Raw genomic sequence first — 14110 nt, 5'->3', positions numbered from 1 at the left:
CCTAATATCTTTATTTTTTAAAAACAAAATGAGATTTATCAAAAGACAAATTAAAACTATTTTTAAAATAATTAAAATCATCAAAAGTAAAATCATTTTTCAGCCTTTCATATTTTTTTAAGAACTACGAAAAGCGACGAAGTAAGGTGAGCTATCGCTTTTCTTGTTCGGTTCATTTTTTTATAGAGTTTTCTAAATTAAGCATTTATAACTTGGATAAATTCAGTATACGAAAACCCAAAAAAATGAACTTTATTTTTAAAACTAAAACATTTACTTAACAAACGAAAGAACTACTATATACATAAAAATAGGAACAAAAAATAAAGCAAAAACACTCATAAAATAGTTAAATACATCATTATTTAAAACATCATAAATCATCTTGTAGCTCCTACGATTACTAAACCTATTAAAAAAGAAAAAGCTATTAATATAGCAGTTAAATCCATTAAAAAATTAAATTGATAGTCATAAATACCTAAATTTGGAATATAATTATTTTTATTTATATAGCAGATATTATTATTTGATTCGTATATATAATTTGAGTAAATATTTTGTAATGAAACACTAGAAACAGAGGTATTATTACCAAAACCAATAAAGTAAACTTTTCCATTTTTAACGTAAAAATCTTTTATACAAATATTTAAATCTGGTATATAAATAGCGTTTTCTTTCATAATATAGCCTTTAAGGGAGCAAAAAAGCTCCCTTAAACTAAAAGATAAATCTTTTAACTCTACCAGCAACCATAAAAATGAAGCAAACGCCAATAATTCCAGCGAAAACATAATCAAACATTGCATAATCTGCTTTTAATGGTTCAGTTGGAATAACAGGAGCATCGGCAGCTGTTAAAAGACTTGCTGTTAATAAGGCAGCACCAGTTGCTGCAACTTTAGCCTTTGTAGATTGTAGAAATGATTTAGTCTTTTTCATTTCACACCCCTTTTTGAGAAATTGAGTTTTTAAACTCTAAAAAGCTTACCAATAAAGAAAAAATAATAAGCTTTTTAAAATTTATTTGCGGTAGAGGGTTTGCAACTCACATTAAGGCATAAGCCCCCGCGAATTTCTATTTAGTTACTTCTTTTGAAATAAAAGGATTTTTAACAAATACTTGAAAATCCAAACTATCATCAGGGAACATATAAGCACCCGATCTGGTATTTAAAAAACGGTATGGAATAGCAACATACTTACCCTTAACAGCGTCAAATTTTGGCTTCAAATTTGCGTCAAAAGAAATAGTTTCAGTTGATTTTATTAAATAGCCGTCTTGGTCTCTACTTTCAAAAGTAATAGTTACGTCAATTGTGCTAATTGTTTCACCAGACTTTTTATCAACTCTTGTTAGTGGGCGAACCTCGTCGCAATATCCGATTAAATAAGTGTACATAGTGTAGCTCCTTTAAAAAAATAAATATGTAGTTAAAAATTTAAGGGGCGGAGCTACAGCCACCCCAGAACAGTTTTATAACTTGCTTAGGTTGTCATCAATTAAGATGAGTAATAGCTTTTCCTGTTATCTCTCCTTACATATCTTTACTTTATGGCGGAGTGGTAAAAGTTAAAGTTTGATATTTAAGCTTATAAAAGCTAAAATATTCTAGACATTTATAAAATAACTAAAACAAAAAGTATCAATGTTTAAATTATTTAGACAAAATTATAACAAATATTTTAGACATTGTCAATAAAAGGATAATAATTTTGACAATAAGAGAATTATGCAGTTATCTAAATATAACAACTCCTACACTGTATAACTGGAAAAAAGATAAACCAAATCTTTATAAAATAGTTATGGATTTTAAAGAAAATAACGATAATAATTTAGACAAAAAAGAACAAGTATTGTTAAAATTATTTAGACAATTAGAAAATTTAGAACAAGATTTTTATATTTCAGAAATTAATACAAGAATTTTAAAAAGAAAAATTGAAAACAAGGAATAAAATGAAAATTTTAAATTTAATTATTATAAATTTGTTTTTATATTTGAATTTAAACGCTGAAACAATTACACTAAATTTTAAAGAAAATAATAAAACAAAAGAATATATTAATGATTTAAATATTTATGGAAAATGGAATTTAAAAAGTACAAATTACACTCATTTTATAATGACTATTGGTCAAAACTGGGATTTGGAGTTTAAAAAAAGTGATGATTTTGTATATTTAGACGGAGAAAATAGAAAATTATACTGGAAATTTGAAAATGAATACATAGTAATTTATCATAAAAAAAGCTTTTCAACTTATAGGGGAGATGAAATAAAACTAACAAATTATGCCGGCAATAAGTGTTTTGATGGGATTTTAAACAATTCATCAAAGATAAAATTTTGCAAAACAGAAGGTAAAATTTTAAACAATATGAAAAAAATCATAAAAATAGAAAATTACTAAATTTTTAAATGTGCCTATTTTTTAAAATAGATCAGAATGAGAGCCAATTCTATGTAAATATAAAGTGGTTTCATCAAAACTATATATCAACACAACATCAGGCTTAATATGACAATCAAAATAACCAGTATAAATACCTTTTAGTGGGTGATTTTTATATTTACGTGGAAGTTCTTTGCCAAAAGCTAAATAGTTTAAAGTTTCAATTAGCAATCTATCATCAAAACCTTGTTTTAAAAGTCTTTTATAGTCCTTTTTAAAAAGATTTTTATATCTTATTTCAAACATTTAACTTCTTAAATCTTTCATAAGTTCATCAATAGAATTAAAAGATTTAGAAACATTTTTATCATCTAAAATCGATTTTTTAGTTTCATCATTTAAATCATCAAATGTATAATCACTATTTTTAATATCAATATTTGAATTTGGATAAATTTTAATAAGTGATTTTAAAACTTCTAAAAAGTTACTATCAATATTTGATAACTTCACATCATAAGTCATTGTAGCTCCTTTAAATTTCAAAAATAGTAGCAAATTTAGACTTAAAGCACTATAAAACTGTATTTGAAAGATGATTTTTATAGCACGAATTCCTTATAACCCGAAGGTCGGAGGTTCAAGTCCTTCCTCTGCAACCAAATCACCATTTTACAGATATTTTAAAGCATACTTAAATTATTCTTAATATTTAGATTTTAACTACTATTATATTTGTTTAAGTTTATACTAAATTTATTAAACTTTTGATTGTTTTTTTAGAATTTTTTATCAGTTGTTGTATATCTTAAATTGTTCTTATATTTGTATGACCTAAGGTAAAACTAACCTGCTCTAATGGTAAGCTTAAATAATTTATAAAATATATATAACAATAGTTGCTATTTTAATGTCTGATTTTAAAAATCTTTTTTTAGCTTTGTGACTTTTAAGCAAACTTAAACCCGACAATATAGATTTTACTTTATTATATTTATATTTATAAAAATTATTGTATTATCTTAAGATATTTTAAAACTAAGGAGAAAATATGAAAAAAAGTTTAATTAGTTCTTTGGTGGCTGTAAGCTTAGCTACATCTTTATTTGCTGAGAAAATTATAGTTGGCGCTACACCTGTTCCGCATGCTGAAATTCTAGAAGCCATAAAACCTGAACTTAAAAAATCTGGATTTGATCTTGAGATAAAAGAATTTAATGATTATGTCATTCCAAATTTAGCTACAAATGATGGTGAAATTGATGCAAATTTCTTCCAACACATTCCATACCTTGAAGAATTCAATAAAAACAAAGGTACAAATTTAGTAAAAACAGTAGCTGTTCACTTGGAACCAATGGGTATTTATAGTAAAAAAATAAAAAATCTAAATGAGCTTAAAGATAAAGCCAAAGTCTCCATTCCAAATGATCCAACAAATGAAAGTAGAGCCTTGGATGTTTTAGCTGATGCTGGCCTTATAGAACTTGATAGTAAAGTAGAACTTAAAACTCCGCTTGATATAACAAAAAATCCTAAAAATTTAAACTTTATTGAAATTGATGCAGCAAGCGTTCCAAGAACTTTAGATGATGTTGATATTGCTGTTATTAATACTAATTTTGCTTTGAATGCAGGATTTAACCCTTTAAAAGACGCTTTACAACTAGAAAGCAAAGATAGCCCTTATGCAAATATCATAGCTGTAAAAAAAGGCAATGAAAATAGTGAAAAAATAAAAGCTTTAGATGAAGTCATTACAAGTCAAACAGTGAAAGATTTTATTGAAAAGAAATATAACGGGGCAATTTTACCAGCATTTTAATTAATATAAAGACGGAAAATCCGTCTTTATATTCTAACCAAAGATTTTATAGATATCTTCTAATAAGAAGTATTTTTGTTCAGCAGTTCCTTTGTAAAATGGATCTATTGTATCTTTAAATATTTTTCTAAAGAAACCATCTTTGCTTAATTTAACCAAAGTATCATTAACAAAATTTAATAACTCTTTATTTCCTTTTGCAACACCAACACCTAAGAAATCAGACGCACCTAAGTTTTTAATATTTACTTCCATGCTTCTATCTACAACTGGATAAGCTAAAACTATCAAGTTATCGTTTGCATAAGCATCACCTACACCATTTTTTAGCATCTTATAGCACTCATTGGAGTTAGGGCAACTTACAGTATTATAACCTTTTAAATTAAAATAAGCTTGAGCTGTCGTTCCGCTCTCAACTAAAACTTTTTTACCTCTAAGATCAGATTCTTTTTTAATACCATCCCCTTTTTTGCTTAAAACACCAATATTAACTGAAAAATAAGGTAAAGAAAAATCTATTTTTTTTGACCTATCATCAGTAATTGTAAAAGTAGCAAGTAAGAGATCGACTTTGTTTTTTTCTACAAAATCAAGTCTTTGATCGGCTCTTGTAGCAACAAATTCAACTTTACCACCTCTATCTTTAAAAAGGTTTTGGGCTATAGCATTAGCAAAATCAACTTCAAAACCTGTAAAGGCACCATCAACTAACTGACCAAATGGGGGCTGTTCTGTAAACACACCAACTCTTAAAACACCTTTATCTTTTATTTCAGATAAAGAATTTGAAAATAAGCTACTTAAAAAAATAGTAGTAAATAATAAAACTTTTTTTATCATTTTTTTTCTCCTTTAGAAAAATTAGTAACCATTATATTTAAAATATCTTAATAAAAGCTTTATTTTTCAAATATTTATTTATATAGTTTATAAATGCTATTCATAAAATAAATTTATTATTTTTGTTTTTTATAAAAATAAAAATATATAATAAAAGTTAAAATTACAAAAAATAGAAGTAGAATTGTTATGATATGAAGTTTTTCTTTTAAAATAGTTTCATTTTGGCCTAAAAAATATCCAAGCCCAAGCAAAATAGCTACCCAAATTCCAGCACCCAAAGTTGTAAATAAAGAAAATCTAAAAATATTCATCCTTGCTAAGCCTGCTGGAAGACTTATATATTGCCTAATTCCTGGAATTAAGCGACAATTAAAAGTTGAAATTTCGCCATGGCGTTTAAAAAAACTTTCAAATTTTTGCATTTTTTCATCATCAATACCCACATATTTGCCATATTTTTCAATTAAACTTCTACCAAAAAAATAGCATAAATAGTAATTAAAAATAGCGCCCATAAGTGATCCAAATGTTCCAGCAAAAAAAGCTAAAAAAATATTCATCTTGCCTTGAAAAACAAGATATCCAGCTGGTATCATCGCAACTTCACTTGGAAATGGGAAAAATGAGCTTTCTAAAAACATCATACAAAATATACCTAAATATCCCCAACTTTCAACCAAATTTACTATAAATGTGATTATTTCACTCAAATTTTACCCTTGTTTTTTAATCAAAAAGCGATAGCTCTTTTTTCTTGCTATTTAGCATATCCACGACATCTTGTTTATTTGCCAAAACAACTGCATACTTAAAATCATAACTTGTTTTTATCTCTTCTAAGCTGTCATATTCAATGTCACTTTTTAAATTTAGTTTTTTTGGTGACATTGAAATTATCTCTTTACCAAATTTATCTTTTAAAAACTTAACTTCTCTTAAAAAAAGCTTGATATCATTCTCAACTATAAAAGCTCTATAGCTTTCCCCAAAAGCTTTTATATTATAAAATTTATCAACAAAAATACTTTCAAAATGCCCAATATTTCTTAAATCTTTAAATTTGATAAAAACATTATTTTTATCCATAAAATTCAAAATAGAGTAAGCTTCAGGCAAAAAAATTTGTGGCAAATTTAAATTAAAAATTCTATCCTTATATTCAAAATTTAGAAAAAATAAAGACCCATCGATTAAAATTTTAGCATCGTTTTTTAAATTCAAAGTCTCATAAATAGGTGAAATTTCTTTTAAAAATTCCAAATCATCATATAAAAAAACATCGCCTTTTTTTGAATTTATAAAATTAATAAAAACTTCATCTAAATTTTTACTTAAAAATTTTGCATTTCTACTAAGAGTTGAATTTTTTAAAATCTCTTTTTCAGCTGGTCTTAAAAATAGATTTTTAACGGAGTTTGAGACAGCAAAAAACTGTGCTATTCTAAGTTTTGCTTTGTCTAAGTTATCAACTTTTATATATGCGATTTCACTATTTTTAACTTCACACTTTTTATCGAAAATAACAGCATAAGCACCATTTTCTATCGCCTCATTAATTTCTTTTTCATCATTGCTTAAAAATGCACTTCCCAAACTCACATCTTTAAGGCTTATAGCAAAGTTATCAACACTTGAAATTTGTGGTTTTGTAACTAACTTTGCATTTATTAACCTTACAAGATTTTCTATTCTCATCCAACTATTGCTCCATTTTTAACCTTGGCAAGAGTTGAAAGCAAAGTTAATTTACCATCTTCGGCACTTAAAATCATACCCTCACTTAGATGTTTAAAAATTTTAGCAGGCTTTAAATTTGCCAAAACACAAACTTGTTTTCCTATTAAATCTTTAGGATTATAGTATTTAGCTATGCCTGAAATTATTTGACGAGGATTTTCTTCTCCTAAATCAATCTTAAATTTTAATAACTTATCACTACCCTCTATGTTTTCGCACTCTAAAACTTCACCAACTTTTATAACTATATTTTTAAAATCATCAAGAGTTATTAAGTTTATCGTCTTATCTTCTTTTGTCTCAACACCAACAGGAGTTTGCATCAAAGGCTCTTCAATCTTAGTAAATAACGGCTCACACTCACTTGCTTTAAAATCCAAAAGCTTATTTTCATTAATTACTTCATTATATGTTTTTGTTGAAATTTCAAAATTTAAATTTGAAGCAATTTTTAAAGCTGTTTTTGGCATAACTGGACTTAGTAAAATAGTTGCTCTTGCAAGCAAATTTGCAACCATTGAAACTAAAGCAAAAGCTTTTTTATCTTCACCATTTTTTATTAGATTCCATGGCTCATATTTTGCAATACTTAAATTTGCTAAATTTAAAATTTTCCAAATTTCATCTAAATATCTACTTGTTGAAATTTCGCTAATTTCTTTTAAAGCATTTTTTATATAGATTTCACTTTCATTAATTTCATCTTTAAAATACTTTAAAACATCGCTACTATCAATAATAAAATTTGAATATTTCTTACTCATTCCAATAATTCTATTTAATAAATTTCCTAAATCATTACAAAGCTCACTATTTATTCTTGTAATTAATGCCTTTTGAGAAAAATCGCCATCTTGTCCAAAAGGAACCTCTCTAAGTAAAAAATATCTAAATTGCTCTAGCCCGTATGCATCTGCTACTTCTTTTGGGTTTATTACATTTCCAAGAGATTTGCTCATTTTTTTACCATCTCTTGTCCACCAGCCGTGAGCTGCGATAGTTTTTGTCAAAGGCATATCAAGACTCATTAAAAAAGCAGGCCAATAAATCGCATGAAATCTTAAAATATCTTTACCAACCAAATGCAAAGTGTTTTGCCAAAAATCCATATTTTTCTCATCTCTTAAATATCCAAGAGCTGATGGATATATCAAAAGCGCATCAAGCCAAACATAAATAACATGTTTTGCTTCATTTAAATTTGCAGGTAATTTAATACCCCAATCAAAACTTGTTCTTGTAATGGAAAGATCTTTTAAGCCACTTTTTACGAAATTTATAACTTCGTTTTTTCTATATTTTGGCAAAATGCAGTCTTGTTCATACCATTTTAAAAGCTTATCTTCGTATTTTGAGAGCTTGAAAAAATAACTTTCTTCTTCTAAAATACTAGTTTGCTTCCCACAATCTGGACAGCACTCACCATCAACAAGCTGATTTTCAGGAAAAAAACTCTCACAACTTACGCAGTAATGCCCTTCATATTTGCCTTTATAAATATCACCTTTTTCAAGCATTTTTGAAAACGCACTTTGAACAGTTTTAATGTGATCTTTATCAGTAGTTCTAAAATATTTATCATAACTTATTTCAAAATCATCCCAAAGATTTTTAAATTTCATGCTAACTTCATCGGCGTATTCTTGTGGTTTAAAACCTCTTTTTTTAGCTGCTTCTTCTATCTTTTGACCATGTTCATCAGTCCCAGTCATAAAAAATACTTCATCGCCTTTTAATCTATAAAATCTAGCAATTGTATCAGCTATAATTGTCGTATAAGCATGTCCAATATGTGGAATATCATTTACATAATAAATTGGTGTTGTTATAAATCTTTTCATTGTTGTCCTTAATCTTAAATTTTAAAAATCAAAATCGCCCTGCTTGCCTTCGCTTAAATACTCATATGTAGCTTTTACATATTCATCTCTAAGCTTGCAATCTAACAATTTATCACAATCAAAACAAGTTTTTAAATCATGATCTTTTTGGCAAGTTTGCACTTTTTTAAGCATTTCTTGTTGAATTTCTTCGTAGTTATTCATTATTTTTTCCATAAAATGTGTGCATTTTTTCTATCTCATAAGATGATCCAAAAAAACAAGGTGTTGTTTGATGAATTTTATCTATCTTTATTTCAAAAAGAGACTTTGAAAATCCATCACTTGTTTTTCCACCCGCACTTTCATAAATTTTAGCAAAAGGAAGCACTTCAAAAACAACTCTTAATTTGCCATTTATATGATCACTTGTCGCAGGATAGCTAAAAAGACCACCACCTTTTAATAAAATTTGATGTAAATCAGCAACCATGGCACCACTATATCTAAGCCTATATTTTTCATCAAAAAGGCTTTTTACAAATTTTGCGTGAGTCTTACTCCATGCCCATTGACTAGCACCTGTGGCATTTAGATTTCCTTTTTCTTTTAATTTTAATTCTCTAACTTTTTTAAACTCATTATTTTCATCAAGTCTATATAAAATAGGTGTTTTATCACAAATCACCATTTCAAGTCTTGGACCATAAAGACTATAAAGTGAAAGTATTAAATTTTTAGGTTTTATTTCATTTTTATAAATTCCAAAAATACTTCCAACAGCAAAATTCACATCAACCAAGCTTGATCCATCGAGCGGATCATAAGCTACGATAAATTCACCATTTTCATTTAAATTTAAAGCCTCATCTTTTTCTTCACTAACTAAAGCTTTAACACAGCTTAATTTTGATAATTTTTTTGTTATGATTTCATCGCTTAAAACATCTAATTTTAGCTGAGTATCACCGGTTTTATTTTGATGATTGCTATATGATAAATCAGCGTATTTTAAAGCTTTACTGATTTCTAAAACAGCTTCTTTTATTGAATTTATTAAAATTTCCATATTGTTCCTTTATAGGTTTATTTTACAGTTTTTTAGCATTTTCTAAAATCCATTTTGAAATATTTAAATCATCATTTATATCAAAATGTTTTAACTCTCCACTATATTTGAGATTATTTGTTGCAATAGCGTTTGAAAATTTCAAATAACTCTCTTCAATACTATCTCTAAAAATAGAAATTCTAGGAAGTGGGAGTGTTTTCAAACCCTCAACTATCAAAATATCAAAATTATCTATCATTTTTATAATATCATTTAAATCTTTTTGTGATTTATTAAAATAAGTCGTTCTTGTAGGACTTGTAACAACCACATCCACACCAAGACTTGAAAATTTATAACTATCTTTTCCCTCGACATCAAATTTAGCCTTATCACTTGGATCGTGCTTTACAATAGCTACTTTTAAATTACTTTCTAAAAAGCGCTTAGCAACCTTTAGAATCAAAGTTGTTTTTCCAGAATTTGAAGGCCCTGAAAATGCAATGCCTAATCTTTTCATTAATTTTCCTTAAAAAAAGTTTTTAATTATATCTATTTTAGGCTATAAAAAGGCTAAATTTGATAAAATATCTAAAAATTTATTAAAGGCATTGCATGAAAAAACTAAATTTATTTATTTTAGTACTTATTTTTTTAACTGGCTGTGCTGAAAAAAAAAGTGATTTAGATCCAGTGAAAAATGAGCTTTTAGCCTATACGCAAAAATTTGAAAGCATTAATGGTAAAAAACGCTATTTGGCAGTTTCAACATATTTAAATCCTGTTTTAAAAAATAGTGATAAAGAAATTTTTATCCTCTCATCTTACCCAAAAGAAGAGATTATTTTACTAAATTCAGTAAATATAAATAGTGATTTTGACTTAAATATCACAAAACTTGATTTAGATGATGAGCTTTTAAAAATACTAAATATAAATCTTCCTTGGAGTAACCATTATAAAATAACTTCAAAAGTTAAAAATAGTGATTATTTAACACTAAATTATAAAACTCAAAGTGGGATAAATGCAAATTTGAAATTTCTAAAAGTTTCAAAATCAATGTATTGGAATCCACAAATTAAACTTGATAACTAAACAGCTTCCCTAGTTTCGGAAGCTGTCACTTTTAGCTGGAACTAGCAAATCACTCAAAAGCTCAATAATAGAGATATTTTTCTTAGGTTCTAAAATTTGAGAATAGATAAAATAATTTGATAAAACTCTTTTTGCATATTCTCTGCTTTCCTCATAATAAACCAATTCCATTGATAAAAATGGCTCAAATTTACCAGCGTTAAATAAATCTCCTCTTGTTAGCACTTTTTTAGTAAAACCAATGCCGCCATTATAAGCATAAGCTACAAAAACAGGACTATAAACAAGTTTTTCAAGCCAGTCTAGATGAACATTTGCCATATCATAAGCCATTTTTGGGTTAAACATATCATCTTGGTCAAAGTCTTTTAAGCCACCTTTTTTAGCCCAGTCATTTGCTACAAAAGGCATAAATTGCATCATTCCAAGTGCGTAAGAAATAGAAATGGCACTTTGAATGAATCTGCTTTCTTGTCTTGCAAGAGATAAAATCATAGCTTTTCTATGCAAATTTTGACCGTTTAAATAATCCAAAAAAGGAAGTGGATAAAAGTTATCTTTATAGCCTGATAAAATATTTGAGATATAAATATACTCACCAAGAGTTTGCTTAGTGTCAAATTTATTGGCTTCATTTTTTAGACTTGCTTTATCCATTTTAGAAATTTTATTTTTAAGTCTTACCCAGCTAAATGGATCAGTTGGATCATAGCCTTTTGGGGCTTCATTTTTAGTTGGATTTGGAATAACTAAATTTAATGTTTTATTAAGTCCAGCAAGCTCTTTTGCATACAAAGAATATATATTTATATTATCACTTTTTGCTGTATTTAAAAGATCATCTTCATTGCTACTTACTAAATATGCCCATAAATTTGCTTTGTCTTTATCAATACTAGATTTAAAAGTTGAGTTTGCAACTTTAAAAAACTCATAAGCTTTATTTAAATCATCATATAAAACTGCATTAATCCCTAAGTAAAATGCACCCAAAGAGTTAAATTTTGAAGCATTTACATCTAAAAAAGACTTTCTTAAATTTGCATATCTTTTATTTATAATAACATCTGCTATAAAAGAGTTAAAAGCTTTTTCTTTGCCTAGCTCGTTTGCAAATTCTTTACTTAAAACTATGTTAAAATCACTATTTTTTTGGTTTTGAGAAAGTGAATTATAATAATTAAAAAAATTTTTTATATCTAAATTATTAGCAAAATAAACAGCTGGATTCTCAGAACTCATACCTTTTAAAAGTCTTAATTTATATGGGAAATTTGCAAAGTCTTTTTCCAAAGACTTTAATGTTTGCTTGTTTAATTTTTTTAAAAAAGCTGGAGTTGATCTTTTAAGCTTGCAAGTTAAGTTTGCATCATTTATATTTTTAACCCAAAAATTTTTACACTCATCGTAAGGTTTTGGCTTTGGGATAATTTTATAAATTTCTTTATTAAGTTTTCCTCTATTTCTATAAATTTGCTTACTTAAAGTTTTCACCTCATCTTTTTTATAATTTCCCTCTGTAATATAACGATAAATATAATAATCTTTTGCTAAAGATTTAGGCTCGTTCTTAATTTCATCGTAGCTTTTTACATTTGCGTTTAAAAAAGTAAAGCTTAAAAACAAAAGTAGTATAAACTTACATCTTATAGGCATAAATTTCAACCAATTTTATAAAGAATTTATCTATAAAAGTAAGGGCCAACAAAACTATCATCGGTGCAAAATCAAGCCCCCCAAATGAAGTTGGGATAATCTTTCTTATATATTCATAAACTGGCTCAGTTAGTCTAAAGACAACTTGAACAAGCTTGTTGTATGGATCTGGGTTTGTAAAGCTTATAACGGCAGCAACTATGATAACAAGCGTGTAGGCAAAAATCAAAATATGCAAAATATTAACAAGTGCTAGCAAAAAAGTTTTTAAAATTAACATTTACTTACTATCTCCTTTATATCATCTTTTATAAGTGGATAAAGCTCACTAAGTTCTGGTCCGTGAGTTTGATTTGTAAGCAGTATCCTTAAGCTCATAAAAAAGTTCTTTCCTTTAAGATTAGTTAATTTCATTAAATTTTGTTTAAATTCATTAAAATCTTTAGAAATTTCCACTTTTGAAATTGCATTTTTTATCAAATTTACATTTTCTTTATACTCATCTGGGATAGTTTTTTTAGAATAAATTTGAAGAATTTTTTCTTTTATTTCAGGGATTAAACTTCCTTCTTGAGTGTAAAATCGTATCAAATCACCAAATTTAATATCCATTTCAAAAAGCTCGCTAAGTCGCTTATTATTTGCTATTTTGATATGCTCTCTGTTTATTTGAGTTAGCTTTTCTATATCAAATTTAGCAGGACTTTTGGAGATATTTTTTATATCAAACCACTTAATTGCATCATCTAAAGTAAAAATTTCATACGGAGTTTTATTTCCTAAAAGAACTAGGTAATTAAGTATTGCTTCAGGTAAATATCCACTATCAAGTAAAAATTTAACCGATGAGTCTTTTTCTCTTTTACTCATCTTTTTACCCTCTTGATTTAAAATAATTGGAAGATGTGCGTAGCCTATTTTTTTATCATATCCAAGCGCTTGTCTTATTAAGTCCTGTTTTGGAGTATTACTTACATGATCCTCGCCTCTTATTACATAGCTTACATCCATAAGCATGTCATCAATACTACAAGCAAAGTTATAAGTTGGGGTTTTATCTCTTCTCATTATGACAAAATTATCGATATTTTCTGGTTCAAAACTAAGCTCGCCTTTGATATCATCTGTAAATTTCATAGCATGAGATGGCTTTTTCATCCTTATAACAAAAGGTTTTGTTATATCTAAAACTTCAACATCACTAAGCTTTTCACAAGTTCCATCATACCTATAAGCTACGCCCTCATCTTTAGCTTTTTGTTTTTTTGCTGCAAGTTCTTCTTCACTGCAAAAACAACAAAATGCTTTTTTATCAATCAAAAGTTTATTTGCAAATTCTCTATGAAATTTTAAATTCTTACTTTGATAATAAAGCTTATCCCACTTTATACCAAATTTTGTTAAAATTTCTTTTATATCTTCATCTTTTCCATCTATGTTTCTCTCTTTATCCGTATCTTCAATACGTAAAATATAACCTTCATTTTTTTGTTTGGAAACAATATAATTAAATATTGCAGCTCTTAAATTTCCTATATGCATATCACCAGTTGGCGATGGTGCGAAACGATACATAAATTCTTCCTTTTTAAAAAATATTTTCTAAGATTATATAATAATTTTTAAAATTTCAGTTTAAAAGAGCTTGTTAATTTAACCTTGATATAATATTT

19 protein-coding genes are annotated in these 14110 nt (G+C 27.0%); 4 read left to right on the top strand and 15 right to left on the bottom strand.

What is annotated here, in order from left to right; all coding sequences use genetic code 11:
• Positions 1 to 380: 380 nt before the first annotated feature.
• From CURT_RS04145 to CURT_RS04135, 3 genes are all read right to left on the bottom strand, one after another.
• Positions 381 to 686: a hypothetical protein gene (locus tag CURT_RS04145; RefSeq protein WP_018712982.1), complete on the bottom strand. Its 306-nt coding sequence runs from the start codon at positions 684 to 686 to the stop codon at positions 381 to 383.
• 37 nt (positions 687 to 723) lie between these two features.
• Complete coding sequence (locus CURT_RS04140) at positions 724 to 945, bottom strand: hypothetical protein (RefSeq protein WP_018712981.1); 222 nt, start codon at positions 943 to 945, stop codon at positions 724 to 726.
• A gap of 136 nt (positions 946 to 1081) precedes the next feature.
• Positions 1082 to 1405 carry a hypothetical protein gene (locus tag CURT_RS04135; RefSeq protein ID WP_018712980.1) on the bottom strand — a complete coding sequence of 108 codons (324 nt, stop codon included), beginning with the start codon at positions 1403 to 1405 and terminating at the stop codon, positions 1082 to 1084.
• 314 nt (positions 1406 to 1719) lie between these two features.
• Here CURT_RS04135 and CURT_RS04130 point away from each other — a divergent pair, with 314 nt between their 5' ends.
• Positions 1720 to 1965, top strand: coding sequence for a hypothetical protein (locus tag CURT_RS04130; protein ID WP_018712979.1), 246 nt, complete (start codon positions 1720 to 1722; stop codon positions 1963 to 1965).
• A gap of 1 nt (position 1966) precedes the next feature.
• Positions 1967 to 2422 carry a hypothetical protein gene (locus CURT_RS04125; RefSeq protein WP_018712978.1) on the top strand — a complete coding sequence of 152 codons (456 nt, stop codon included), beginning with the start codon at positions 1967 to 1969 and terminating at the stop codon, positions 2420 to 2422.
• Positions 2423 to 2443: 21 nt separating this feature from the next.
• On the opposite strand, the gene CURT_RS04120 is transcribed toward CURT_RS04125, so the two are convergent.
• Both CURT_RS04120 and CURT_RS04115 read right to left on the bottom strand, forming a co-directional pair.
• Complete coding sequence (locus CURT_RS04120) at positions 2444 to 2710, bottom strand: type II toxin-antitoxin system YafQ family toxin (RefSeq protein ID WP_018712977.1); 267 nt, start codon at positions 2708 to 2710, stop codon at positions 2444 to 2446.
• Positions 2711 to 2929: a hypothetical protein gene (locus CURT_RS04115; protein WP_018712976.1), complete on the bottom strand. Its 219-nt coding sequence runs from the start codon at positions 2927 to 2929 to the stop codon at positions 2711 to 2713.
• 526 nt (positions 2930 to 3455) lie between these two features.
• Here CURT_RS04115 and CURT_RS04110 point away from each other — a divergent pair.
• Entirely contained in the window at positions 3456 to 4229 is a 774-nt protein-coding gene (locus CURT_RS04110) for a MetQ/NlpA family ABC transporter substrate-binding protein (RefSeq protein ID WP_018712975.1), read from the top strand.
• A gap of 33 nt (positions 4230 to 4262) precedes the next feature.
• On the opposite strand, the gene CURT_RS04105 is transcribed toward CURT_RS04110, so the two are convergent.
• From CURT_RS04105 to mobB, 7 genes are all read right to left on the bottom strand, one after another.
• Complete coding sequence (locus CURT_RS04105) at positions 4263 to 5072, bottom strand: transporter substrate-binding domain-containing protein (RefSeq protein WP_018712974.1); 810 nt, start codon at positions 5070 to 5072, stop codon at positions 4263 to 4265.
• A gap of 116 nt (positions 5073 to 5188) precedes the next feature.
• Complete coding sequence (locus CURT_RS04100) at positions 5189 to 5785, bottom strand: DedA family protein (RefSeq protein WP_018712973.1); 597 nt, start codon at positions 5783 to 5785, stop codon at positions 5189 to 5191.
• A 16-nt stretch (positions 5786 to 5801) separates the two neighbouring features.
• Positions 5802 to 6770 carry a hypothetical protein gene (locus CURT_RS04095; protein WP_018712972.1) on the bottom strand — a complete coding sequence of 323 codons (969 nt, stop codon included), beginning with the start codon at positions 6768 to 6770 and terminating at the stop codon, positions 5802 to 5804.
• Complete coding sequence (metG, locus tag CURT_RS04090) at positions 6767 to 8653, bottom strand: methionine--tRNA ligase (protein WP_018712971.1); 1887 nt, start codon at positions 8651 to 8653, stop codon at positions 6767 to 6769. Before metG ends, CURT_RS04095 begins: the two co-directional genes overlap by 4 nt.
• 21 nt (positions 8654 to 8674) lie before the next feature.
• Positions 8675 to 8857: a hypothetical protein gene (locus CURT_RS04085; RefSeq protein WP_018712970.1), complete on the bottom strand. Its 183-nt coding sequence runs from the start codon at positions 8855 to 8857 to the stop codon at positions 8675 to 8677.
• Positions 8850 to 9701: a class 1 fructose-bisphosphatase gene (locus CURT_RS04080; RefSeq protein WP_018712969.1), complete on the bottom strand. Its 852-nt coding sequence runs from the start codon at positions 9699 to 9701 to the stop codon at positions 8850 to 8852. The genes CURT_RS04085 and CURT_RS04080 overlap by 8 nt, the downstream gene beginning before the upstream one ends.
• A 22-nt stretch (positions 9702 to 9723) precedes the next feature.
• The gene (gene mobB, locus CURT_RS04075) at positions 9724 to 10203 is read right to left on the bottom strand and encodes a molybdopterin-guanine dinucleotide biosynthesis protein B (RefSeq protein ID WP_018712968.1); all 480 of its coding nucleotides are present in this window, start codon (positions 10201 to 10203) and stop codon (positions 9724 to 9726) included.
• 95 nt (positions 10204 to 10298) lie between these two features.
• On the opposite strand from mobB, the gene CURT_RS04070 reads away from it, so the two are divergent.
• Positions 10299 to 10781, top strand: a complete 483-nt coding sequence (locus tag CURT_RS04070; RefSeq protein ID WP_018712967.1) for a hypothetical protein — start codon at positions 10299 to 10301, stop codon at positions 10779 to 10781.
• Between the two features lie 9 nt (positions 10782 to 10790).
• Here CURT_RS04070 and CURT_RS04065 read toward each other — a convergent pair whose 3' ends face one another.
• Genes CURT_RS04065 through gltX form a run of 3 tightly spaced genes read right to left on the bottom strand, consistent with a single transcriptional unit; the run spans position 10791 to position 14012 of the window.
• Positions 10791 to 12437 carry a lytic transglycosylase domain-containing protein gene (locus tag CURT_RS04065; protein WP_018712966.1) on the bottom strand — a complete coding sequence of 549 codons (1647 nt, stop codon included), beginning with the start codon at positions 12435 to 12437 and terminating at the stop codon, positions 10791 to 10793.
• Entirely contained in the window at positions 12421 to 12717 is a 297-nt protein-coding gene (locus CURT_RS04060) for a YggT family protein (protein WP_018712965.1), read from the bottom strand. The genes CURT_RS04065 and CURT_RS04060 overlap by 17 nt, the downstream gene beginning before the upstream one ends.
• Positions 12711 to 14012 (bottom strand): glutamate--tRNA ligase, encoded by a 1302-nt coding sequence (gene gltX, locus CURT_RS04055; RefSeq protein WP_018712964.1) that lies wholly within the window; start codon positions 14010 to 14012, stop codon positions 12711 to 12713. The genes CURT_RS04060 and gltX overlap by 7 nt, the downstream gene beginning before the upstream one ends.
• Positions 14013 to 14110: the final 98 nt, after the last annotated feature.

The sequence above is a fragment of the Campylobacter ureolyticus genome (genome assembly GCF_013372225.1).
Classification (GTDB): domain Bacteria; phylum Campylobacterota; class Campylobacteria; order Campylobacterales; family Campylobacteraceae; genus Campylobacter_B; species Campylobacter_B ureolyticus.
This window is presented reverse-complemented; position numbering and strand designations above follow the sequence as displayed.